The 22,403-nt window shown below is 64.7% G+C and carries 20 protein-coding genes and 1 pseudogene; 19 read left to right on the forward strand and 2 right to left on the reverse strand.

The features are described 5' to 3' along the window. Positions 1-72: 72 nt before the first annotated feature. Positions 73-345, reverse strand: coding sequence for a TylF/MycF/NovP-related O-methyltransferase (locus U5K31_02545; protein MDZ7771609.1), 273 nt, complete (start codon positions 343-345; stop codon positions 73-75). Then, positions 278-697 (reverse strand): TylF/MycF/NovP-related O-methyltransferase, encoded by a 420-nt coding sequence (locus U5K31_02550; protein MDZ7771610.1) that lies wholly within the window; start codon positions 695-697, stop codon positions 278-280. Before U5K31_02550 ends, U5K31_02545 begins: the two co-directional genes overlap by 68 nt. 309 nt (positions 698-1,006) lie before the next feature. On the opposite strand from U5K31_02550, the gene U5K31_02555 reads away from it, so the two are divergent. The 19 genes and pseudogenes from U5K31_02555 to wecB all read left to right on the forward strand — a co-directional run bounded on the left by U5K31_02555 (position 1,007) and on the right by wecB (position 22,375). Further along, the gene (locus tag U5K31_02555; GenBank protein ID MDZ7771611.1) at positions 1,007-1,846 is read left to right on the forward strand and encodes a methyltransferase domain-containing protein; all 840 of its coding nucleotides are present in this window, start codon (positions 1,007-1,009) and stop codon (positions 1,844-1,846) included. Positions 1,847-2,308: 462 nt separating this feature from the next. Then, positions 2,309-2,995 carry a capsule assembly Wzi family protein gene (locus U5K31_02560; GenBank protein MDZ7771612.1) on the forward strand — a complete coding sequence of 229 codons (687 nt, stop codon included), beginning with the start codon at positions 2,309-2,311 and terminating at the stop codon, positions 2,993-2,995. 396 nt (positions 2,996-3,391) lie between these two features. Next, positions 3,392-3,682 carry a hypothetical protein gene (locus tag U5K31_02565; protein ID MDZ7771613.1) on the forward strand — a complete coding sequence of 97 codons (291 nt, stop codon included), beginning with the start codon at positions 3,392-3,394 and terminating at the stop codon, positions 3,680-3,682. Then, entirely contained in the window at positions 3,679-5,031 is a 1,353-nt protein-coding gene (locus U5K31_02570; GenBank protein MDZ7771614.1) for a glycosyltransferase family 4 protein, read from the forward strand. The genes U5K31_02565 and U5K31_02570 overlap by 4 nt, the downstream gene beginning before the upstream one ends. 292 nt (positions 5,032-5,323) lie before the next feature. After that, positions 5,324-5,878 (forward strand): hypothetical protein, encoded by a 555-nt coding sequence (locus tag U5K31_02575; GenBank protein MDZ7771615.1) that lies wholly within the window; start codon positions 5,324-5,326, stop codon positions 5,876-5,878. Then, positions 5,875-7,080 (forward strand): glycosyltransferase, encoded by a 1,206-nt coding sequence (locus U5K31_02580; protein MDZ7771616.1) that lies wholly within the window; start codon positions 5,875-5,877, stop codon positions 7,078-7,080. The genes U5K31_02575 and U5K31_02580 overlap by 4 nt, the downstream gene beginning before the upstream one ends. Next, the gene (locus U5K31_02585) at positions 7,077-8,009 is read left to right on the forward strand and encodes a hypothetical protein (GenBank protein ID MDZ7771617.1); all 933 of its coding nucleotides are present in this window, start codon (positions 7,077-7,079) and stop codon (positions 8,007-8,009) included. Before U5K31_02580 ends, U5K31_02585 begins: the two co-directional genes overlap by 4 nt. 83 nt (positions 8,010-8,092) lie before the next feature. Continuing rightward, a complete protein-coding gene (locus U5K31_02590) occupies positions 8,093-8,353 on the forward strand; it encodes a hypothetical protein (GenBank protein ID MDZ7771618.1) in 261 nt (86 codons plus the stop codon). 3 nt (positions 8,354-8,356) lie between these two features. Then, positions 8,357-9,487: a glycosyltransferase family 1 protein gene (locus U5K31_02595; GenBank protein ID MDZ7771619.1), complete on the forward strand. Its 1,131-nt coding sequence runs from the start codon at positions 8,357-8,359 to the stop codon at positions 9,485-9,487. Between the two features lie 677 nt (positions 9,488-10,164). Continuing rightward, positions 10,165-11,730: a Gfo/Idh/MocA family oxidoreductase gene (locus U5K31_02600; GenBank protein MDZ7771620.1), complete on the forward strand. Its 1,566-nt coding sequence runs from the start codon at positions 10,165-10,167 to the stop codon at positions 11,728-11,730. A 3-nt stretch (positions 11,731-11,733) separates the two neighbouring features. Beyond that, entirely contained in the window at positions 11,734-12,627 is an 894-nt protein-coding gene (locus tag U5K31_02605; protein MDZ7771621.1) for a polysaccharide deacetylase family protein, read from the forward strand. Next, complete coding sequence (locus U5K31_02610) at positions 12,624-13,391, forward strand: formyltransferase family protein (protein ID MDZ7771622.1); 768 nt, start codon at positions 12,624-12,626, stop codon at positions 13,389-13,391. The genes U5K31_02605 and U5K31_02610 overlap by 4 nt, the downstream gene beginning before the upstream one ends. Before the next feature lie 244 nt (positions 13,392-13,635). Next, positions 13,636-14,790, forward strand: coding sequence for an MraY family glycosyltransferase (locus U5K31_02615; protein MDZ7771623.1), 1,155 nt, complete (start codon positions 13,636-13,638; stop codon positions 14,788-14,790). 88 nt (positions 14,791-14,878) lie between these two features. Continuing rightward, complete coding sequence (locus U5K31_02620; GenBank protein ID MDZ7771624.1) at positions 14,879-17,323, forward strand: heparinase II/III family protein; 2,445 nt, start codon at positions 14,879-14,881, stop codon at positions 17,321-17,323. Further along, positions 17,320-18,543, forward strand: a complete 1,224-nt coding sequence (locus U5K31_02625) for a glycosyltransferase family 4 protein (GenBank protein ID MDZ7771625.1) — start codon at positions 17,320-17,322, stop codon at positions 18,541-18,543. Before U5K31_02620 ends, U5K31_02625 begins: the two co-directional genes overlap by 4 nt. Continuing rightward, positions 18,540-19,322: a formyltransferase family protein gene (locus U5K31_02630; protein ID MDZ7771626.1), complete on the forward strand. Its 783-nt coding sequence runs from the start codon at positions 18,540-18,542 to the stop codon at positions 19,320-19,322. Before U5K31_02625 ends, U5K31_02630 begins: the two co-directional genes overlap by 4 nt. 7 nt (positions 19,323-19,329) lie before the next feature. Next, complete coding sequence (locus tag U5K31_02635) at positions 19,330-20,169, forward strand: XrtA system polysaccharide deacetylase (protein ID MDZ7771627.1); 840 nt, start codon at positions 19,330-19,332, stop codon at positions 20,167-20,169. Between the two features lie 419 nt (positions 20,170-20,588). Then, positions 20,589-21,188 (forward strand): annotated as a pseudogene (locus tag U5K31_02640) (NAD-dependent epimerase/dehydratase family protein). Then, on the forward strand, positions 21,185-22,375 hold the full coding sequence (gene wecB, locus U5K31_02645; GenBank protein ID MDZ7771628.1) for a UDP-N-acetylglucosamine 2-epimerase (non-hydrolyzing): 1,191 nt from the start codon (positions 21,185-21,187) through the stop codon (positions 22,373-22,375). The pseudogene U5K31_02640 and the gene wecB overlap by 4 nt, the downstream one beginning before the upstream one ends. Positions 22,376-22,403 lie beyond the last annotated feature (28 nt).

A 22,403-nucleotide genomic window follows, 5' to 3' on the forward strand; every position in this document is an offset into this window, starting at 1 on the left:
CAACCGTCCGATGATGTCCTTTTCGCTAGGTAAAAGACCTAAGTATAAACATTAGGAAAGGGAAATAACAGCTCAGTCTGTCAACTTTACCGCCATGCGCCCGGTATAGTCGATGCGGCCGAGCAGCAGGGGCAGCCGGTGCGTCTCCAGGTACTCGTCCACCGCCTTCTGGGCTCCCTGCCAGTGTCCGTAGTCGTCGATGATCAGCACCCCGCCGGGGACCAGGCGCGGGTAGAGCGTCTCCAGCTCGTGCCGGGTGGAATCGTACCAGTCGGTGTCAAGCCGAAGGAGGGCGATGCGTTCCGGCGCCTTGGCCGGCAGGGTATCCTCTACCTTGCCCTGCACGTAGGAGATGCGCTCTGTCAGGGTAGCCGGTGGAGGCCATATTCTTCTTTACCAGGTCCATGTTGGCCACGGCCCAGACGTGGGAGGTCTCCGGGTCCGCCTCCTTCATCAGCCTGGAGGCCTTGCGCCCGGCCAGGTCGGCGTCCACCTCCCGGGCGGGGACATGCCCTCGAAGGTGTCGTAGAGCAGCAGGTCGCGGTCCGCCGACCTCCAGGCGCCGCAGCGCCAGGGCCGCTGCCATCATGGAGCCGCCGCGCCAGACGCCGCACTCCACAATATCGCCTTCGATGTCGTTCGATACGAGGTATTCGATGGCGGTAACGAGAGCGTGAATGCGCTCGGAACTGGTCATGGTATAGGATTCAACCCGGCGGTAGATCTCTCTGATGTGCTGCGGGATGTCCCTGGGAGGTTCGTCTTTTTCGTCGGAGCGTGGAAGATCCCGAACAGTTCGGCTGTTTTTTTGAATAAGGAATGCAAGATATTACATCAATTTTGGTCCATGTCTTGATGTCGAGACCAATGTATTCATATCATCAATGAAATGCACCTGCGCTCATATCCCGGGAAAGGGCTGGTGGCAGTGGCCAGAAGTGTGTTATTTTAGGGCGGCGCGGATCTTCCGCCCCACGGCAAGAGGAACCCATCCCTCCATCGACCCATGGCATCTGCAAAGACACTGCTCAACATCGGCTGCGGCGAGACCTGGCACCCCGACTGGGTGAACCTGGACCTGGCGCCCCGCCACCCGGAGGTACGCCGCCACGACCTGCGGGAGGGGCTGCCCTTCGGGGAGGGGACGGTGGACGCCTGCTACTCCTCCCATGTGCTGGAGCACCTGGACGAAGAGGAGGCTGATTTTTTTATTCGCGAGCAGCGAAGGGTACTCAGGCCAGGGGGCGTCCTCCGGGTGGCGGTGACCCGACCTGGAGGAGATCTGCCGCAACTACCTGCACTACCTGGAAAGGTGCGCGAGGGGAGGAAGGCGCCCGCTTTCCCTACCGCTACTCCTACCTGGAACTCTACGACCAGGTGGGGCGCATCGCGCAGCGGGGGGAGGCTGGGCGAGCTCTGGTCATCCGGCCGAGCTGGCGCCGGACCAGAATGCGTTCGTTCTGCAGCGGCACGGGGAGGAGGCCGCCCGGTTCCTGGAGGGGGCGCAGAGGGAGGAGGACGCCGCACCGTGGCAGCACCGCGGGCGCCCTGGAGCGCTGCGCCGAAAAGCGGCCAAGGCGGCCGTGCGGCTGCTGGCCGGCCGCGAGGCGCTGGAGTCCTTCCGCGAGGGGCTCTTCCGGCGCTCCGGGGGAGGTACACCGGGAGATGTACGACAGCTACAGACTGGGACGCCTCCTGGAGCGGCACGGCCTGGAGGAGATCGCGCGCCGGGAGGCGGAGGAGAGCGCCATTCCCGGTTTTTCCCGCTACGGGCTGGACGCCGCAGAGGGCAGGCCCCGCAAGCCGGACTCCCTCTATATGGAGGGGCGCGGGCGCCCGCCAGTGAAGAAACTATTGAATAAGGGGCGGTCTCCTTATTTTACGGGCGCCGCGAAAGGGCCGGTCCGCGCCCCGCTTTCACCATGACCCAAACAGAACGGAATTTGTTTTACCCAACCTCTTCCCGCCCGTCTGGAACCGGCGTCGGGATGCGCGCCATACTCCTGGCCTGCCTCCTGGTGCTGGCGGCGGCGCCTCCCGTCCTCCGGGCGCAGGTGATTCCCGTAGGGGATATACGCGAGGAGCAGTTCCGCCTGCAGCAGCTCCTCAATCCACGCCTGACCCATCCCTTTACCAGCCGCGCGCTCAACTGGTCGGCCTACGACCGCTATATGGAAGAGGCCGGCGACCGGGGCAACTGGTGGAACCGCCCGCTTCCCTACCGCGAGTACGACGAGTACCGGGGGACTTCCCGGCCTGACGGTGGGGGTGTACGAACCCCACTATCCGCTATGCCTACAACTCCAAGGTGCCCTACGGCGAGAACAACGCCGCCACCTGGCTGGGCAGGGGCTCCAACCTGGAGTGGCAGGGGGGATTCTACGCCCGCTACGACCATTTCACCCTCAATTTCCGTCCCCAGGTGGCCTGGCAGGAGAACCGCGCCTTCATCGTGCCCCGCTACGTCACCAGGTGGAGGAGGACGGGGAGACCGCCTACGGGGCGCTCAACGGCGGCATCATCGACCGCCCCTACCGCTTTGGACCCGAATCCCTTCTGGACCTTCGACTGGGGACACACCTCCCTGCGGGCCGACTACGGCAATCTTTCGGCCGGTTTCAGCACCGAGCCGATGTGGTGGGGACCCGCGGTGCGCTACCCGCTGGTGATGAGCAACAACGCCCCGGGCTTTCCGCGTCTGCACCTGGGGACCAGGGGACCGGTGGGCGTGCCCTACATCGGTACAGTGGAGTTTACCTGGACCGTAGGATGGCCGCAGGATTCCAAATGGTTCAAATACCCGAACCCCTACCACCGCCAGCAGCGCCTCTTCAACGGCTTCAACCTCACCTGGTCGCCCTCCTTCGCGCCCGGCCTCTACCTGGGGTGGACCCGCGCCTACCACCAGTTCGTCAGCGAGGGCTCCCTCTTTTCCAACCTCTTCGCGATCTACGACCCCACCCAGAAAGACGTGCTGGTCACCCGTGGAGGGTGACGGGCAGCACGAAGGCATGCGCAACATGGTGGGCTCGCATCTACGTGCGCTGGCTCTTCCCGGAGGCCATGGCGGAGGTGTACGGGGAGTACTTTCGCGAGGGACACAACTACAACGCCCGCGATTTCATGATGGAGCCGCAGCAGAACCGCGCCTGGACGGTGGGCTTCCAGAAGATGGTGGAGCCCGGCTTCATCGACCTGCTGAAGGTGAACGTGGAGTACAACGACCTGCTGGCCCCGGTCATCAACCAGGTGCGCTCGCACGCCTTCTATTACACCCACTACCGCATGCGGGCCGGTCACACCAACGACGGCAGGGTGCTGGGGCGCGGCCATCGGACCAGGTTCGCAGAGCCTCTATGTCGGGCTGGACGCCTACCACAACAACCTGCAGGTGGGCGTCTTCGGCCAGCGCTGGGTGGACAACGACCAGTTTCACTACGCCAAGACCCATGTCCATTTCAGCGAGAACCCCTACTACGCCCACCGCGTGAACATGAACTACGGCATGGACCTGCTCTGGAACACGGGCGACTTCGTCTTCACCATGAAGCTCCAGCGCACCCACATGTTCAACTACGGGCGCTTCACCTACGGCACCTACCTGGGCTACGGGGACCGGCGTTTTGAAAACGACGAGTACAATACGCAGGTGCAGTTCTCCATCCGCTACCTGCTGCAATGAGCACCCAATCCGGCACCGCGGATCCCATGCAAAAGCATGCGCACAGACGAAGAGAGGCCGGCGAGGAAGGACGTAAGGCCCCCTCCGTGCTGCACCTCTCCGAATCGGACACCCCGGGCGGGGCTCCGCGGGCGGGCTACCGGGTGCACCGCGCCTTCGTGGAGGAGGGGATGGACTCGCGCATGCTGGTGGGGGAGAAGCACTCCGGCGACCCGACGGTGGAGGAGCACCGGCCCGGTTCGGCGCCGGCCCGCCTGGCCGACCGCCTGCGCGGCAAGGCGAACCGGTGGACCGCCCGCCTGAGCGATCCCGAGCGCTGGAACGTGCACTACACCGGCTGGCTGGGCCGCCTGGATCCCGGGCAGGTCAACCGCAGGGAGGTCGATATGGTGCACCTGCAGTGGTTTCACGGCTCCTTCGCCTCCGTACGCGCCCTGGGCGCCCTCCGTAAGCCGGTGGTATGGACCCTGCACGACATGTGGGCCTTCTGCGGGACCGAGCACTACGCCCCTGACGGGCCCGGCGCGCGCTGGCGGGTGGGCTATACGCCGGAGAGCCGCGATGATTCTGAAAAAGGCTGGGATGTGAAGCGGTGGACCTGGAAGCGCAAGCAGCGCCACTGGCGCCGCCCCATGCACATCGTCACCCCCAGCCGCTGGCTGGGAGCATGCGTGCGCGAGAGCGCCCTGATGGGCGACTGGCCCGTCCGCGTCATTCCCTATGCCCTCGACCTGCAGACCTACCGGCCGCACGACCAAACCGAAGCGCGCCGCGCCCTCGGGCTGCCCCCGGATGTCCCCCTCGTGCTCTTCGGGGCGGTGGGCGGCGGCCGCAACCCCCGCAAGGGATGGGACCTGCTGGAGCCCGCCCTCGCCCCGCTGGCCGCGTCCGTGCCGGGCGTGGAGGGCATCGTCTTCGGGCAGGAGGCCCCGGACGAGCGCCCCGACTACGGCATGCCGGTGCATTACATGGGCTACCTGGACGACCACCATACCCTGGCCCGCCTCTACAGCGCGGCCGACCTGATGGCGGTGCCCTCGCGGCAGGACAACCTTCCGCAGACCGGCCTGGAGGCGCAGGCCTGCGGCTGTCCCGTCGTGGCCTTCGACACGGCTGGCATGCCCGACGTGTTGGAGGACGGGGAGACCGGCAAGTTGGCGGAACCCTTCAGCAGCGAGGACCTGGCCCGCGCCATGACCTGGGTGCTGGAGGACCCGCAGCGGCTGGGCCGCCTGCGCGAAGCCTCACGCCGGCGCGCCGAGGAGCGGTGGTCCCCCGAAACGGTGGCCCGGCAGTACCGGGAGCTCTACGAGGAGATCCTGCAACGGCAGGGAAAGGCCGGCCTATGAGCGATCCCACCTTCAGCATCATAACGTCCACCTGGAACAGCGCAGATTGTCTGAAAGAATGCCTGGAAAGCGTTGCCGAGCAGGAGTTCCCGTCCGCGGAGCACATCGTGGTGGACGGGGCCTCCACCGACGGCACGCTGGAGATCATCCGCGCCCAGGAAGATCATATAGACGCGCTGGATTTCCGAGCCCGACGGGGGCATCTACGAGGCGTGGAACAAGGGCGTGGAGATGGCGCGGGGCGAGTGGCTGCTCTTCCTGGGGGCCGACGACCGGCTGGCCGACGAGGCAGGTGCTTGCAGACATCGCACGGGCCATCGAGCTTCGATGGGAGAATCAGCCCTTCGTTTACGGGCGCATCGAGGTGGTCCATCCCGAAACAGGCAGTCAGATCGCCGCGCGGGGCGAGCCCTGGGAACAGATGCGTCGGGAACGGGATGGACTCAAGCCCGCGGTCAGCAGCAACGCCGCCACTTTTTATCACCGTTCCCTCTTCGAGGGGGGCGCCCGCTTCGACACCTCCTATCGCATCGCGGCCGACTATAAATTCGTGCTCAGGGCGCTGCAGGAAACCGGCGGGAAACAGCTCTACGTAGACCGCCTGGTGGCCATCATGCGGGGGGGAGGGGTCAGCAGCCGGGTCGGCACGCTTAAATTCCGGGAGGAGGTTCGCATGCTGCGCGAGCTGGACGTGCCTATCCCTCCCCTGCGACGCCTGTATATGGGATTGCGGGCCTACGGCCTTACCTTCTTGCACGGTGTGGTGGGAGAGCGTATGTTTGCCCGCCTGGCGTACCTGTGGCAGCGGCTTAAAAACAGAAATGCCCATTCCGAAGCGAACCGATGAGCAGCATAGCCCTTGTGGTACCGGCTTACGAAGAGGGGGGCGGTGTTCGTACCGTGACCGACTTTATCCTGGACGGGCTCCGGGACACCGCCTATGTGCCCACCCTCTATTCCCTGGCTTCCAGCGCCCGTTCCCCGGTAAGCCGGCGCATCCTGCGCCCGTCGACGTGGACCGGCTATCCCCGCATGGACCGCTGGGAGACGCCCGGCGGACGCGAAATCACGCGGGTGGGCAGCGACTTGGCCGAAATCGAGTACCTGCGCTTTCGGCCCCGCGACTTCTTCACGCGCGAGCTGAACCGGCACGACCTGGTGCAGGTGGTCTGCGGCATTCCGGCCTGGGCCTGGGTCTGCCGCGACTGCAGGCCGCCCGTGCTGCTGCAGGTGGCCACCCTGACCCCCGTGGAACGGGCGTCCAAAAAGGAGGGCTACCGCGGACTTGCCGGACTCTGGAAGCGCCTGATGACCGGCATGGTCACCGGACTGGACAGCCGCGGTCTCGGGGTTTCGGACGCCATCCTGGTGGAGAACGCCTGGATGCAGGAGTGGCTGGAGGAGCGGGGCTACGGCGGGAAGACCCACTTTGCGCCGCCCGGGGTGGATACGGGGGTCTTTCATCCGCCGGAGGAGGGTGAGGATAATCCCCTTCAAAGACCCTATATTTTGAGTGTGGGACGATTTTCGGACCCCCGCAAGGATGTGGAGACCCTCTTTCGCGCCTACGCCCTGTTGATGAGCCGCACGGAGGGACCTGTACCCGGGCTGGTACTGGCGGGACGCAGCATGCCGGGGGAGGCGGTCCGCAAGCTGGCCCGGGAGCTGGGTATATGGGACCGTATCAGCCTCATGCAGAACCTGACGCGCGGGGAGCTGGCGGAGCTCTACCGTCATGCGGACTTCTTCGTGCTTTCGTCGCGGGAGGAGGGCCTGGGCATGGTCATCATGGAGGCCATGGCCAGCGGCACCGCCGTGCTGAGCACCGACAGCGGCGGCCCGCGCACCCTCATCACCCCCGGCGAGAGCGGGCTGCTGACGCCGGTGGGCGACCCCGGGGCGCTGGCCGAGGGCATGCGCGAGCTGATTGAAGATCCCGCGCGCCGCAAGCGGATGGCCGGGAAAGGCCTGCAGACGGTGCGTGAACGCTTCACCCTGCGTCAGGCCATCGACACCTACAAAACCCTTTACACGCGCATGCTGCAATGAGCAGGAAGTGGACCAAATACCTGCTGGTGGCCATGACGGTCTCCTCCTTCGGACCCTACCTCATAGGGGGCGGGGGCGTGCGCCTGGAACACCTGGTCATCTACGCCGCCGGGGGACTCGCCGGCATCGTCTTTCTTTTCCGCATGCACCGTTTCGAGCTGAACCGCGACCTCTTTGTCTTTTCCACCCTGCTCATCCTGCCCCTGCTCTGGATCACGGCGGTCTCCTACGGCCTCGGGGGGCGTGCCTTCGGGGGCGGCTCCGTACCGGTGTTCGAAAACTTCTTCCAGGCCTGGGCCATCGTCTTCGTCTTTATGTTTCTCTCGCGCTACCAGCCGCTGAGTCCCTTTTTCGAGACGGTCGTCAAAACCTTCCTGGTCTGCCTGGGGGCCAACATGGTGGTAACCCTCGCCCAGGTCCTGCTGAACCCGGACCTCTACGGGGTGCTGGAGTACTTCCGCGCGGCCGGGGGCGATCCCGAGCAGAAAACCGTCGCCGCCAAGGCCATCGCCATGGGACGCTACATCGGCATCTACAACCAGCCACTGGAGGCCGGCGGCAACTACTCCCTGGGCCTGCTGGGCTGGGCCTGGCTGGAAAACAACCAGCGGAATTTCAAATCGGTCGGCCGCTGGGTGCTGCTGGGCATGATGGTGGTCGGAGGACTCCTTTCGGTTTCCAAGGTCTTTATCTTCGGCGGCACCTTCCTCTTTCCTGACCTACATGTTCGTCTACGCCGACCCGAAGGTGCGCCGGCGGTTTATGTATTCGCTGCCGGTGTTCGGGGGACTCGTCGCCTGGTATGTGAGCAGCATCCAGTGGAGCGGGCTCAACTACCTGCTGCGCCTCTTCCGGGCCGTGCAGGGCGACGAAAGCCTGCTGGTGCGCCTGACGGCCGGACGTTTCGGGGGCGACCGCGGCTGGGGTGAGGGACCCGGTCCCGTGGTCAAGGCCATCAACGAGGTGATGGGCCAGGCCCCCTTCCACGGCTTCGGCATGGTGCCGCCCGCCGGTGCTGGACAACGGCTTCGTGCAGTACCTCTACCACGGCGGCTTCGTGGCGGTGGCCATGTACAGCGCGCTGCTGCTCTGGCTGGGCTGGAAGGGCTGGCACCTCTACCGTGTCAACGGCCGCCGCTACATCATCCTGCCCTTGATGGTGGTGCTTATACTGGGACTCAGCATAGGGGCGCCGGCCTTTACCCTGAACCGCTTTTCGGTCAACATCACCATGTTTATCTGCCTGGTCCTGCTCATGAGGAGGGGGGAGTAGCCGATGAAGCTGATCGTCGACGCCTCCAATGTTTTCGAGGGAGGAGGACTCACCTACCTGGTGGAGCTGCTGCGCCACGGCGAGCCGGGGGAGGCCGGCATCACGGAGGTGGAACTCTGGGCCCCGGAGGCCACGCTGGACCGGCTGCCCGACCGCCCCTGGCTTGATAAACGCACCCACCGCCGGCTGAACGGGGGCTACCTGGCCCGCCTGCTCTGGATGCGCCGGGTCTTCCCCCGCCGGGCCGCGGAGGCCGATGTGGTCTTCGTGCCTTCCTCCGGCTGGTATAACTGCGAAAAGCCGGTGGTGACCATGTGCCAGAACCTGTTGCCGCTGGAGATGGAGGAGATTGAAAAATTTTTCCGCGGCGGCGCCTGGAAATCGGGGCTTCGTTTGCTGCTGCTGCGACGCCGCCACCTGCACGCCTTCCGGCAGGCAGACGGCGTGATCTACCTGAACGACTACTGCCGGGACAAGGTGGGCTCGCTGATTGCCGGGGAGGGCCGCTGCCTGGCCAACACCGCCGTCATCCCCCACGGGGTGCACGGGCAGTTCCGCCACCGGCGCGAGAGCTATGAATTCAACCGACCTTTCGAGCTGCTCTACGTCTCCCGCGTCAACTTCTACAAGTACCAGTGGGTGATCGCTGAAGCCGCCGCGCGCCTGCACGCGGAGGGACTCCCCCTGCGGCTGCGCCTGGTGGGGGAGCCCTACAACCAATCCGCCGAAAAGCTGCGGGAGACCATCCGCCGCTTCCCCGTGCTGGAGGAGATGCTGACCTGGGACCACCGGGTGCCCTACGGGGAGCTGCCGGAGGTGTACCGCTCGGCCGACGCCTACCTCTACGGCTCCACCTGCGAGACCTTCGGGATGACGCTGCTGGAGGCCATGGCCTCGGGACTGCCCATCGCCTGCTCCGACGCCAGCTCCATGCGGGGGATGCTGCAGGACGGCGGCATCTACTACGACGCCCGCTCGGTGGAGGCGTGCATGGAAGCCATCCGCCGGCTCTACGGCGACGCCCACCTGCGCCGCCGGCTGGGCGAACGGGCCGGCGAGCTGGCCGCCTCCTACCGCTGGGAGGAGACCGCGCAGAAGACCTTCGAATACCTGGCCGGATTCGGCCGCCGGTAAGAACTTTGGGGCAGCTTTTCCTATCTTCCCGCCGCGCCCGAAACGACAACCCACAGACCTCCTACCTATCATGAGACAGATTGTACAGGACCTGAGATCGGGGGAGACCCGCCTGGAAGAGGTGCCCGTGCCCCGCGTGGGCGAGGGCGAGGTGCTGATCCGAACCCGCTGCAGCCTGGTGTCCCAGGGCACCGAAAAGATGCTGGTGGGCTTCGGCAAGGCCAACCTGCTGGAGAAGGCCCGCCGGCAGCCCGAACGGGTGCGCGAGGTGGTCCAGAAGATGAAAAGCGACGGCATTCGTCCCACCGTGGAGGCCGTCTTCCGCAAGCTGGACACCCCCCTGCCGCTGGGCTACAGCCAGGCCGGGGAGGTCATCGAGGTGGGAGAGGGGGTGAGCGAATTCCGCGTGGGCGACCGGGTGGTCTCCAACGGCTTCCACGCCGAGACGGTGGCCGTGCCCAAAAACCTGGTGGCCCATATCCCTGAGGGGGTCACCTACGAGCAGGCCTGCTTCACCGTGGTGGGCTCCATCGGCCTGCAGGGCATACGCCTGGTCGACCCCACCTTCGGGGAGACCGTGGCGGTGGTGGGACTGGGACTTATAGGACTGCTCTCGGCGCAGCTGCTGCAGGCCAACGGCTGCCGGGTGGTGGGGCTGGACGTGGACGGAGTCCAAGGTGCAGAAGGCGCGGGAGCTGGGCATCGAAGCCATCGACAGCAGCGCGCAGGACCCCGTGGACCATCTCAGGGAATGTACCGGCGGCGCCGGCGCGGACGCGGTGCTGCTGACCGCCTCCAGCTCCTCCGACGCGGTGATCAAACAGGCCGCGCAGATGAGCCGCAAGCGCGGCCGCATCGTGCTGGTGGGGGTGGTGGGACTGGACCTGGACCGTTCGGATTTCTACGAGAAGGAGCTCAGCTTCCAGGTCTCCTGCTCCTACGGGCCCGGCCGCTACGACGAGGATTACGAGCAGAAGGGGCGCGACTACCCGCTGCCCTACGTGCGGTGGACCGAAAAGCGCAACTTCCAGGCGGTGCTTCTGGCCCTCAAGAGCGGGCAGCTCAGGGTGGACTCCCTGGTGACCGAACGCCTGCCCCTGGAAGATTACCTGCAGATCTACGGGGATATGGAGAACTCCGATTCCATCGCCTCCGTGCTCGATTACCCCGAGGCGCCCGCCCCCCGCGGGGCGGATGAGGCGGAGCGGCTCAGGCGGAGCATTGCCATCCCCGACAGCGCCTACACCGGCGGGGAGGGACCCGTGGCCGTGGTCGGGGCGGGCAACTTCACCCGCTCCACCGTGCTGCCCGCCCTCAAAAAGGCGGGCCTGCCCGTGAAGTACCTGGTCAGCAGCGGGGGACTCTCCTCCACCGACCTGGGCAAGAAATACGACGTGGGCCGCAGCACGACGGACCTGGAGGAGGTGCTGGAGGACCCCGAGGTGCGGGGCGTGCTCATCACCACCCGCCACAACCTGCACGCCCAAATGACCGTCCGCGCCCTGCAGGCCGGCAAGGAGGTCTTCGTGGAGAAACCCCTGGCCCTCTCCGAGGAGGAACTGGACGACGTGGCTGAGGCCGCCGCCGCATCGAGCCGCACCGTGATGGTGGGCTTCAACCGCCGCTTCTCCCCCCACACCCTCAAGATGAAAGACCTGGTCGGCCCCCGGCCGGGTCCCATGAACGTGGTCGCCACCATGAACGCCGGGCACGTGCCGCCCGAGGCCTGGCTGCACGACCCCGAGGTGGGCGGGGGACGCATCGTCGGGGAGGCCTGCCACCTGGTGGACCTTATCACCGCCCTCACCGGCTCGCTGGTCACCCGCGTCAGCATGCAGGCCATGGGCGAGCGGCCGGACCGCAACACCGACAACGCCACCCTCCAGCTCAAATACGCCAACGGCTCGCTGGGGGTGGTCAACTACTTCGCCAACGGCAATAAGTCCTATTCCAAGGAGCGCGTGGAGCTCTACTACCAGGGCAAAAACCTGGTGCTGGACAACTTCCGCAAGCTCTACGGCTACGGCTTCGGGAGCACCTTCAACTTTTCCAACACCCTGCTCTCCACGCGCCAGGACAAGGGACACGAGCGGCAGTTCGCCCGGCTGGCCTCCGCCTGGCGGGAGGGGGGCGCCCCGCTGATCCCCTTCGACGAGCTGCTCAACAGCAGCCGCGCCACCCTGGCCGCCCTGCGCTCGCTGCAGGAGGGGGGATGGGTGGAGGTGCCGGGCGCTGGAAGCTGAGACGTGGACTTCTGCACCACATACCGGGAGGTGAAGGCCCGCAAGCCAGGCAGAGGATTCGGAACCCGCCTGCGGCAGCAGGCCCGCGGCGCGGCCCTCCACCTGCTCTACCGCGTGGAGAAGCTGCGGGGCCTGCGGGAGAACCTGCGCCGCCCGCGCGTGCAGTTTCTCTACCTGCACCACGTCTTTGCCGACGAGGAGCAGTCCCTTAGGGAGCTGCTGGAATTCCTGGCCCGCGACCACGCCTTTCTCTCCCACAGCGAGGCGGTGGAGCGCATCCTGGAGGGGCGCGTGGACCGGCCCTATATCAGCTTCAGCCTGGACGACGGCATGAAGAACAATCTGCGCGCGGGACGCATCTTCCGGGAGTACGGCGTGCGCGCCTGCTTCTTCCTGAACCCGGCGCTCGTCGGGGAGACCGACGGCCAGACCATCAAAGCCCACTGCGAAGAGCGGCTCTCCTTTCCCCCGGTGGAATTTCTCAACTGGGAGCAGGTGGCCGAGCTGCAGGGCATGGGACACGAAATAGGCTCCCACAGCCTGCGCCACCGCAACCTGGCCGGGCTGTCGGAGGGCGAGCTGCGCGAGGACCTGCAGCGCTCCCGCGAGATCCTGCTGGAACGAACGGGGGAGGGCGGTCATTTTGCCTTTCCCTACGGGCGCTTTCATCACTTCAGCGAGCGGGCGCGCCGCCTCGTCTTCGAGACGGGCCACACCAGCTGCGCCACGGCCGAAAAGGGCGCGCACGTGAATCCCCCGGCCCACCTTGCCCCCCGCGATCTCTGCATTCGCCGCAACCAGGTGAAGCTGGATTGGGATCTCGGCCAAATTCTCTATTTTGTGTCCAGGGACTCGCGCAGGGCCTCTCCCGAAAACAATCTTTTCCCCTACCGATGATCAACGCCGTCATCCTGACCAGCTCCAAGCGCGGCACGGCCGCCCACCACCTGCCCATCCTGGCCCGCTGCGAACACTGCCAGATCTCCGCGGTGGTCTACAACCGCCGGGAGCGCGCCGACAAGAAAAAGTTCTACAAGCGCAAGCTCCGCAAGGCCCTGCGTATCGGTCCACTGGCCGCCCTCAACGGCCTGCGCATGCGCCGCTGGTACAAGCAGGACCTGCAGGACTACCTGGAGATCCGTCCCCTGGACGAACTCTGCCGGGAGCACAACGTACCCTACTTCGAGACCCCCGAAATCAACTGCGAAGAGACGGAAGACTGTTTCCGCAAGTCCGACGCCGAGGTGGGCCTCAGCCTGGGCAACGGCTACATTCGCGAGTCGGTCTTCTCCATCCCGCGCTACGGCATGCTCAACATCCACCACGAGCTGCTGCCTGATTTCCAGGGGGCGCAGAGCGTGATCTGGCAGCTCTACCACGGCTCGCGCACCAGCGGCTACACCATTCACAAAATAAACCGGAACATTGACGGCGGCGCCATCCTATACAGGGAGGAGGTGCCCATACGTTTCGAGGAGAGCCTGGCCGAAACGGTCACCCATACGCAGGCCGACCTGCATGGAGGCCTCGGCGGAGGGGCTGGTGGAGGTGCTGGGCCGTTTCGAGGAGCTTTACGGGCAGGCCCGGCCGCAGGAGGGAGGCACAAGCTACACCACCCCCACCATCCGGCAGTTTTTGCGTATGTACCAAAACTATCGTAATATGCGGTCCCAATCACTTTAACAGGCGATAAGGAACCCGCGCAGACGGCTGCAGACGGCCGGAAAGCCATTTTTTTATATACCAATAAAAACGTAACTTATTCACTTTGTTGAAGGGAATGGCGGGAGTTCATCTGAGCTAATTTGAAATGCACCAATACCAATGGGAATAGCGTTATTTGAGGCCTTACTCATTATCGGATCGGTCAGTCTGGCCTTCCTGCTGTCCTATTTTGCCATACCCGTGATCATTCGCGTCGCAAGGCTCAAGAATTTCTACGACCAGCCCGACTTCCAGCGGAAGCTTCACAACAAGATGACGCCCACCCTGGGCGGCGTGGCCATTTTCCTGGCCTTCTTCATCAGCTTTTCCATCAGCTCCTTCGCCGATCTCTTTCCCGGCTTCGGCTACTTCGCCGGCGCGCTCACCATTCTGCTCTTTGCGGGCGTGAAGGACGACATCATCGCCCTGGCCGCCGGAAAGAAGCTCATGGCCCAGCTTACCGCCTCCGGCCTGCTTATCTTCGGCAGCGGGCTGCACATCGGAAGTTTCCACGGGGTGTTCGGTCTGGGGGAGATCGGCTACATTCCGGGCGTGCTGCTGACCCTCTTTACCTTTATCGTGGTCATCAACTCCTTTAACCTGATCGACGGCATCGACGGGCTGGCCGGCGGCATCGGCATCCTGGCATCGGTGCTCTTCGGCGCAGGCTTTGTCATGGCCGGCCAGGTTCCCCTGGCGGTGCTCTCCTTTGTCATGGCAGGCGCGCTGGCAGGCTTCCTGATGCACAATTTCAGCCCGGCCTCCATCTTCATGGGCGACACCGGCTCGATGATCGTGGGCTTCACCCTGGCCGTGCAGGCCATCTCCTTCGTGCACCTGGCCGGCACGCCCGGCATGACCGACCTCTTCGGCACGGCCGCTCCCCTCATTCCCGTGGCCATCCTCTCCCTGCCCCTTTACGACACCCTGCGCGTCATCCTCAAGCGATTCAGCCGCGGGGTTCCCTTTTTCAAGCCCGGCCAGGACCACGTGCACCACGAGCTGCTGCGCATGGGCTTCTCCCACAAGGAGAGTTCCCTCATTCTCTACGGCGGCTACGCGCTGTTGACCGCCGCCGCCCTGCTGGTTCTCGCCCTTCCCGTCAACCTCTTCCTGGGCGTACTGGTAGGCACCTGCCTGCTTGTCTATCCCACGGTGGGCGCCAAGCGCAGGGTCGTGGCCGCGCTGTTCAACGTGGACTGGACCGCCTTCCGCGCCTCCAAGATGGACCGCATGGACTGGGCCGAAAACGGACACAGCCCCGCCCGGAACGGCTCCTCCCACAGGATCTCCACGCATACCCAAAAGGAACACGCGCGGAAAGAGATGGAGGAGGAAGAGGTCTTCGCCGCCTGAGAGGAGGTGAACGCCGGCATGGTCCGGCAACGATGTTTCAAGAGCCTTTCGAACCCACGCACGTCTCCCGTAAACCCGCTCCCGCATGATGCCCCGCTCCAAGCTGGATAAGATGCTGCAGATCAACGAGCGCCAGAAGGACTTCTATGAAGTCGAGGAGCGCGACCTGGAGAGCAAGGGCAACCTGCCCACGCGCCTCTGGCGCTGGATGCGCCGCCGCCAGCAGGCCGTCCGCAACGCCATGGGGGTGGACGAGGAGACCGACGCCCTGCAGAAGAAGTGGATGGGCGATCTCTCCGGCAAGTCGGTACTGGACCTGGGCTGCCACTCCGGCAATCCCCTCAGCCTCTACCTGGCCCGCAACTGCGGCTCCTACCTGGGGGTGGACCTGAGCGAAAGCGCCATCGACATCCTGCGCGACAAGCTGGAAGGCATAGCCCACGCCGAGGCCCGGGCCGTCGATTTCCTCTCCCCGGAGTTTCCCGACCGCACCTTCGACGTCATCTACGCGCGCAGCGTCTTCCACCATTTTGAATACTTTGAGACCTTCCTGGAGAAGCTGCAAGGCCACCTGGCGCCCGGGGCCGTGGTGGTGACCTACGACCCCCTCAAGACCTCCCTGCCCGTGCGGCTGGTGCGCACCCTCTACCGGCCCTTCCAGTCGGATTCTTCCTGGGAGTATCCCTTCGACAAGGAGACCTTTCAGACCATCCAGGAGCATTTCGAGATCACCGACCTGCGCGGGGTGATGGGCGCGGCCAAGTGGGCCCTGCCCGTGGGCATGCTCAACGTGAAAGCTGGGCGGGGCGCTGGGGAAAAAGCTGGACGCCGTGGACAAGAGACGCGCGAATTCCTTACATTCCGGCCTTTGGAGCTGCATGCTCGTCACCATGCGCCTGGAGGCGAGCCGCAGTCAGGACCCCTGATCCGCACCATCATACGCCGACTGCCCCTATACTACCGCACCCTCCGCCACCTGCGGCCGGTGCAGATTCGCTACCGCCTCTGGTACGCCCTGAGGGCGCGCATCCGCGCGCTGGTGGACCATCGGCTGCCCACCTACTACCCGCGCAAGGGTCACCCGCTCGATCTGGCCGAAGGCCTGCCGCGGCCCGAGTCGCTGGAGGAGGGCAAGCGGTTCACCTTTCTCAACCGCACGCACGACTTCGGGGAGACCGTCGACTGGGACCATCCCGACTTCGGCAAGCTCTGGACCTACAACCTGAACTACTTCGACTTTCTGCGTCAGCCGGGGATGGAGAAGGAACGCGGACTGGAGCTGATACGCGATTTCCTCCAGCACCGCGAGCAGAGCCGCACGGCCTGGGAACCCTACCCGCTTTCCCTGCGCGGCATGAACTGGATTACATTCCTGAGCCGGCACGGCGTGGAGGACGCCGACATCGACGGCTGCCTCTACGCCCAGTACCGGGCGCTGCTGGACAACCTGGAGTACCACATCCTGGGCAACCACCTGCTGGAGAACGGCTGCTCGCTGCTCTTCGGCGCCCTCTACTTCGGCGAGGAGGAGTTCTGGGAGCCCGCCCGGCGCATCCTCCGGGAGCAGCTCCCCGAGCAGGTGCTGGCCGACGGGGGACATTTCGAGCGCTCGCCCATGTACCACGCCCTGGTGACCGAACGGCTGCTGGACTGCTACGACGCCCTGCAGCGCAACGAGGTTTTCGAGGGGCAGGAGAAGCTGAAGCGGCTGATAGGGGAGACCGCCCAGCGCATGGGCGGCTGGCTGCAGGCCATGCGCTGGGCCGACGGCAGCCTGCCGGAGGTGAACGACCACTACCCGGAGGGAGGACCCGCCGCGGAGGAGGTGCTGGCTTACATGAAACGCCTGGGGCTGGAGCCCAAATCCACCTCGCTGGGCGCCTCGGGCTACCGCACCTACCGCGGCCGGCGCTACGAGGCCCTGGCCGACGCGGGCCGTATGGGACCCGATTACCTGCCGGGCCACGGCCACTCGGACCTGCTGGCCCTCTGGCTGCGGGTGGACGGGAAACAAATACTCTGCGATACCGGCACCTCCACCTATGAGTCCGGCAGCCGCCGCCAGGACGAGCGATCCACCGCCGCCCACAACACCGTGACGGTGCAGGGCGCCGAGCAGAACGAATGCTGGGCTGCCTTCCGGGTGGGTCGCCGCGCCCGGCCCCGCATCCTGCAGGAATCCGACGAAAAACTGGCGGCCTCGCACGACGGCTTCCGCCGCCTGGGGGTGGAGCACGAGAGGCATTTTCAATTCGAGGAAGATCGCATCGTCCTGCGGGACATGCTGCGGGGCGGGGGAGACGGCGCCCGGGGCACCTTTCACCTCCATTTCCCGCCCGGGCTTGCCCTAAGAAAGGAGGGCAACCGGCTGAAGGGCGAGGACTTTACCATTACCTTCTCGGAGCCGCTCTCCCTGGAGCTGGAACCCTACGAGAAAGCGCTGGGCTACAACCGCCTGGAGCAGGCCACCGCGGCGCGGGTCCGCTTCAAGGAGGAGCTGCGCACGGTGATCACCGTGGGGGAGGAGACATGAAGATCCTGATCGTCGCCCAGTACTACACGCCCGACATCACCGCGGCCGCCTTCCGCATGGGGGAGACCGCGGAGCTGCTGCGCAAGGCCGGCCACCAGGTGCGCGTGATCACCACCTGGCCCCACAAGGCGGACGTGGAGGTGACCTCCGCCGAAGAGGGCGTGGCGCGCGTGCGCCTGGTGCCGGAGCAGGTGGGAGAGGGGGGACTGCTTCGCTACCTGGCCCACTACCTCTCCTTCGTCCCCGGAAGCGTGCTGAAAGCCCTCAAATGGCGCCTGGGCGGGTGGAAGCCCGAGGTGCTGTGGGTGAGTTCCCCTCCGCTGTTCACGGGCCTCAGCGGGCGAATAATCCAGCTTCTGACCGGCGCCCCCATGGTCTTCGACGTGCGTGACATCTGGCCGGACACCGCCGTGGCCGCGGGACAGCTTTCCGGCGACGGACGCGCCTACCGCTGGGGGCGGTGGCTGGAGCGACGGCTCTACCGGGCGGCCGACCGGCTCACCTGCGTCTCACGCCCCATGAAGGCGTACCTGGAAGAGGAATCGGGCGGCAAGCCGGTGAGCGTCATCTACAACGGGGTGGCAGGCGACAACTCTTCGGCCACCGGCACAGCGCCGGAAGCGAAGGAGCCGCGCCCAAGCGATAGCAAAACCCTGGTCTACGCCGGCAACCTGGGGCACCTGCAGGGCCTGGACGTGCTGCTCGAGGCCTTCCACCGCCTGCGCACGCAGCAGTCCGGCGGTGCCGCCGCGAGCTGGCAGATCAGGCTCATAGGCGGCGGGGCGGAGGAGGAGGCCCTGCGCCGCCTCACCCGCGAGCTCGGCCTGGAGGACCAGGTGCACTTCGAGGGCGTGGTGTCCCGCGAAAAAGCCGCCCGGGCGCTCAGGGAAGCCGACCTGCTCTTTTTCAGCCTCAAGTCCCACCCCGTGCTGGAGAAGACCATCCCCTCCAAGCTTTTCGACTACCTGCAGGCCGGCGTGCCCATCCTGGGCGGCGTGAAAGGGGAGGGGGCGCAGATCCTGCAGGAGACCGGCGCCAACCTTACCTTTGAGGCGGGCGACGCCGCCGACCTGGCCCATACCCTGCGCGAAGCCTTCGAAAAGCACACAAGCCTGCAGGCGCGCGCGCCGCGCAACCGCGAACTGGTAAGCCAACGCTTCGGCCGGGAGGCGATGACCCGCAAACTGATATCCGTATTCGAAAAGACCCGCGAGGCATGAACTTCGTCATCGTCACCCAGAAGGACCTCTTTTTCACCCCGGAGTTTTTCCGCGTCTTCCTGGCCTCCGACTACCCGGGCACCTGCCGCGGGGTGGTGGTGCAGTCCACCCTCGGCAACCGCTCCACCGCGGCCTTCCTGAAACGCATGCACGCCTTCTACGGCACCAAAGACTTCCTGCTGCAGGGCCTGCGCCACCTGAAACTCACCCTGCAGGCGCGGCTCTACGATACGGGACTCACCTCCCGGCCCGTCTCCATCGAGAACTGGTGCCGCCGCCACGGCGTGCCCGTCCTCGATTTCCAGAGCGTGAACAGCCCCGGCTTTAAAAATTGGCTCAAAGAGCATACTATTGACCTGGTCGTCTCCATCGCGGCCTCCGAGAAATTCGACGAGGAACTGCTGGAGCTGCCCCCCATGGGATGCATCAATTTCCATAACGCGCCCCTGCCGCGCTACCGCGGCATGCTGCCCAACTTCTGGCAGATGTACCACGGGGAGGAGGTCTCCACGCTGACCGTGCATGAGATGACGCCCGAACTGGACCGCGGGGCGGTGCTCTACCGGCAGGAGACGCCCATCCGGCCCGAATACAGCTTTTACGACCTGGCGGAGGTGACCAAGCGGCGCTCGGCCGAGGCCCTGGCGGAAATCCTGAAGAGGTACCGCGAGAACCGCATGGAGAAAAAACCCATGCCCGAAGGGGAGGGATCCTATTTCACCTTCCCCGGTCGGGAAGACGTAAAAGCCTTCAAGCAAAAAGGAAACAGGCTCATTTGACCGGCCCATGAACGAGGTGTACGTGACCATAGACGTGGAGGACTGGTTCCAGGTGGAGAACCTGCGGCCGGCCTTCCCGCGGGAGACGTGGGACCGACAGGAGTGGCGCGTGCACCGCAACGTGGAGCGCCTGCTGGAGCTGCTGGCCGACCACCGGGCCCGGGCCACCTTCTTCGTGCTGGGCAGCGTGGCCGACGCCTTCCCCGATCTGGTCCGGCGCATCGCCGACGAGGGACACGAGGTCGCCTCGCACGGCTACAACCACCAGCTGCTCTATTCCATGAACCAACAGGAGCTCCGCGAGGACCTCACCCGCTCGAAGAAACTGCTGGAGGACCTCACCGGCCGCGAGGTCACCGGCTACCGCGCGCCCTCCTTTTCCATCAGCGACGGCATTATCGAACACATTCGCGCGGCGGGCTACCGCTACGACTCCTCCTACAACGATTTCGGCAGCCACGGCCGCTACGGGAGCATCGACATGGAGCGTTGGGAGCTCATCTGTCAGGGGGTCTGGCGCTGCAACGGCACGCCCTTCTACGAAATCCCCATTCAGAACCTCAAATTCATGGGACTCAACATCCCCTGGGGCGGGGGAGGCTACTTCCGTATGCTGCCCTGGCGCCTGTTCAAAAAGGGCATCGAAAATATCACCGCCCATAAGCCATATATTTTTTATTTTCATCCCTGGGAAATCGACCCGGACCAGCCCGTCATCAAAGAGCTGCCGGCGGGATCCCGTTTCAAGCATTACGTCAATTTGTCCAAGAGCGAAGCGCGCTTCAAGGAATTGCTCAAGACCTTCGAACCTATGAAGGTGCTCAGTCAACTTGTGGAAGAGCGTTAAATTTCCTTTGTTCCTGCAAGCTGAGCGACCGCAGAACGAAAGACAGGCAAGGTACATGCGCATTTGTATTACCGGAGGGGCCGGTTTCATCGGTTCGCACCTGGTTCGAGAGATCCGGGAGGGGCACTCCGTCACCATCATCGACCGGAGCCCCGGCGACAAATTTCCGGAACTGACCGTCAAGGGAGACATCCGCGACGCCGACCTGCTCAACAGGGAGCTGCAGGACGTGGACCTGGTGGTGCACCTGGCCGCCGAGCATGCCGACAACGTAAGCCCCGAATCCCTCTACTACGAGGTCAACGTGGACGGCACCCGCAACCTGCTGGAGGCCATGGAGCAAAACGGCGTAAAGCACATCATCTTCACCAGTACGGCGGCCGTCTACGGCCTGGAGAACGACAACCCCGAACGAAACCCAGACGCCCACCCCCTTCAACGACTACGGGGAGAGCAAGCTGCAGGCGGAGCGGCTTATCAAGAAGTGGTACGAGGCCAAACCGGACGAACGCACGGCCTCCATACTCCGACCCACCGTGGTCTTCGGGGAGGAGAACCGGGGCAACGTCTACAACCTGCTCAACCAGATCGTCACGGGACGATTCCTGATGGTGGGAGACGGCAAGAACCGGAAATCGATGGCCTACGTGGGCAACCTGGTGAGCTTCATCCGCTACCTGGTGGAGCACCCCGACGGCTGCCAGGTGTTCAACTACGCCGACAAGCCCGACCTGTCCACCAACGAAATTATCAACACGGTCAGCGAGTCGCTGGATCTGGATATTCCCGATTTTCATGTGCCTTACTGGCTGGGCCTGGCCGGGGGCTATACCTTTGACGCCCTCTCCAAGCTTACCGGCAGAAAGTATCCCATCTCCTCGGTACGCGTAAAGAAATTCTGCGCCACCACCCGCTTCGACGCCGGCAAGGTGAGCCGCAACGGCTTCGAGCCGCCCTACAGCATCGACGAAGGACTGGAGCGTACCCTCAAATACGAATTCAAGGAACAGCACCAGTGAAAATCATCAGCGTGGCCAGCGCCCGCCCCAACTTCATGAAAGTGGCGCCCCTGCTCCACGCCTTCAAGGAGAGCGAAGAGCCCATCGATTCCGTGCTGGTCCACACCGGCCAGCACTACGACTACGAGATGTCCAAAATCTTCTTCGACGAGCTGGGACTGCCGGAGCCGGACCATCACCTGGGCATAGGCAGCGGCAGCCACGCCGAGCAGACCGGGCGGGTGATGATCGAATTTGAGAAGGTGCTGCTGAAAGAAAAACCCGACTGGGTGGTGGTGGTCGGGGACGTCAACCCCACCATGGCCTGCACCATTACGGCCAACAAGCTGGGCATCAGGGTGGCCCACGTGGAGGCCGGCCTGCGCAGCGGGGACCGCACCATGCCCGAGGAGATCAACCGCATCCTGACCGACGCCATCGCCGACCTGCTGCTGACGCCTTCGCCCGGCGCCGGCGAAAACCTGAAAAAAGAGGGCATACCGGGGGAGAAGATCCGTTTCGTGGGCAACATCATGATCGACACCCTCTTCCGGATGCGCGAAAAAGCCCAAAAGTCCACCATCCTGGAGGAGCTGGGTCTCAAGAAAAGAAACTACCTGCTGGTGACCCTGCACCGCCCCTCCAACGTGGACCGCAAGGAGACCCTGGAGGGCTACATGCGCCTGTTGGCAGAGCTCTCCGACGAACTGCCGGTGGTCTTTCCGGTGCATCCCCGCACACGCAACCGCGCCGAGGAGTTTGGCATCTGGGAGGCCATGCAAAGCAAACATAACCTCCACCTGCTGGAGCCGGTGGGATACCTCGACAACATCGCGCTGATGGAGCACGCGCGGCTGGTCCTGACGGACTCGGGGGGCATACAGGAAGAGACCACGGCCCTTGGCGTGCCCTGCCTGACGGCCCGGGAGAATACCGAGCGCCCGATCACCGTCACCGAGGGGACCAACCGGGTGGCGGGCGCTGACCCTGAAAAACTGGGTGCTGCCGTCCGGTCGGAACTGGAGAAAGAGCTGTCTAACAGGAAACCCCCGTCCAGGCCCGAGCTGTGGGACGGGCAAACGCGGCCAAGCGGATCCGGGAGGCCATACTCGATTACGGGAACACCTGATAATGATACATACGCGGATAACAACCCTAACTATTTTTTGTATATTTCGCGCTTCCCGAAACCAATGATCAAGAAATAAAACGATGCTGCAAGAGCTGCTGGAAAAG

It is taken from the genome of Balneolaceae bacterium (assembly GCA_034521445.1).
Taxonomy (GTDB): domain Bacteria; phylum Bacteroidota; class Rhodothermia; order Balneolales; family Balneolaceae; genus JAXHMM01.

Excerpts from the sequence above, each read along its gene's own strand:
- U5K31_02550 (MDZ7771610.1), bottom strand. The coding sequence starts at position 697 with ATGACCAGTTCCGAGCGCATTCACGCTCTCGTTACCGCCATCGAATAC.
- U5K31_02555 (MDZ7771611.1), top strand. The coding sequence starts at position 1,007 with ATGGCATCTGCAAAGACACTGCTCAACATCGGCTGCGGCGAGACCTGG.
- U5K31_02570 (MDZ7771614.1), top strand. The coding sequence starts at position 3,679 with ATGAGCACCCAATCCGGCACCGCGGATCCCATGCAAAAGCATGCGCAC.
- U5K31_02580 (MDZ7771616.1), top strand. The coding sequence starts at position 5,875 with ATGAGCAGCATAGCCCTTGTGGTACCGGCTTACGAAGAGGGGGGCGGT.
- U5K31_02585 (MDZ7771617.1), top strand. The coding sequence starts at position 7,077 with ATGAGCAGGAAGTGGACCAAATACCTGCTGGTGGCCATGACGGTCTCC.
- U5K31_02595 (MDZ7771619.1), top strand. The coding sequence starts at position 8,357 with ATGAAGCTGATCGTCGACGCCTCCAATGTTTTCGAGGGAGGAGGACTC.
- U5K31_02610 (MDZ7771622.1), top strand. The coding sequence starts at position 12,624 with ATGATCAACGCCGTCATCCTGACCAGCTCCAAGCGCGGCACGGCCGCC.
- U5K31_02620 (MDZ7771624.1), top strand. The coding sequence starts at position 14,879 with ATGCCCCGCTCCAAGCTGGATAAGATGCTGCAGATCAACGAGCGCCAG.
- U5K31_02625 (MDZ7771625.1), top strand. The coding sequence starts at position 17,320 with ATGAAGATCCTGATCGTCGCCCAGTACTACACGCCCGACATCACCGCG.
- U5K31_02630 (MDZ7771626.1), top strand. The coding sequence starts at position 18,540 with ATGAACTTCGTCATCGTCACCCAGAAGGACCTCTTTTTCACCCCGGAG.
- U5K31_02635 (MDZ7771627.1), top strand. The coding sequence starts at position 19,330 with ATGAACGAGGTGTACGTGACCATAGACGTGGAGGACTGGTTCCAGGTG.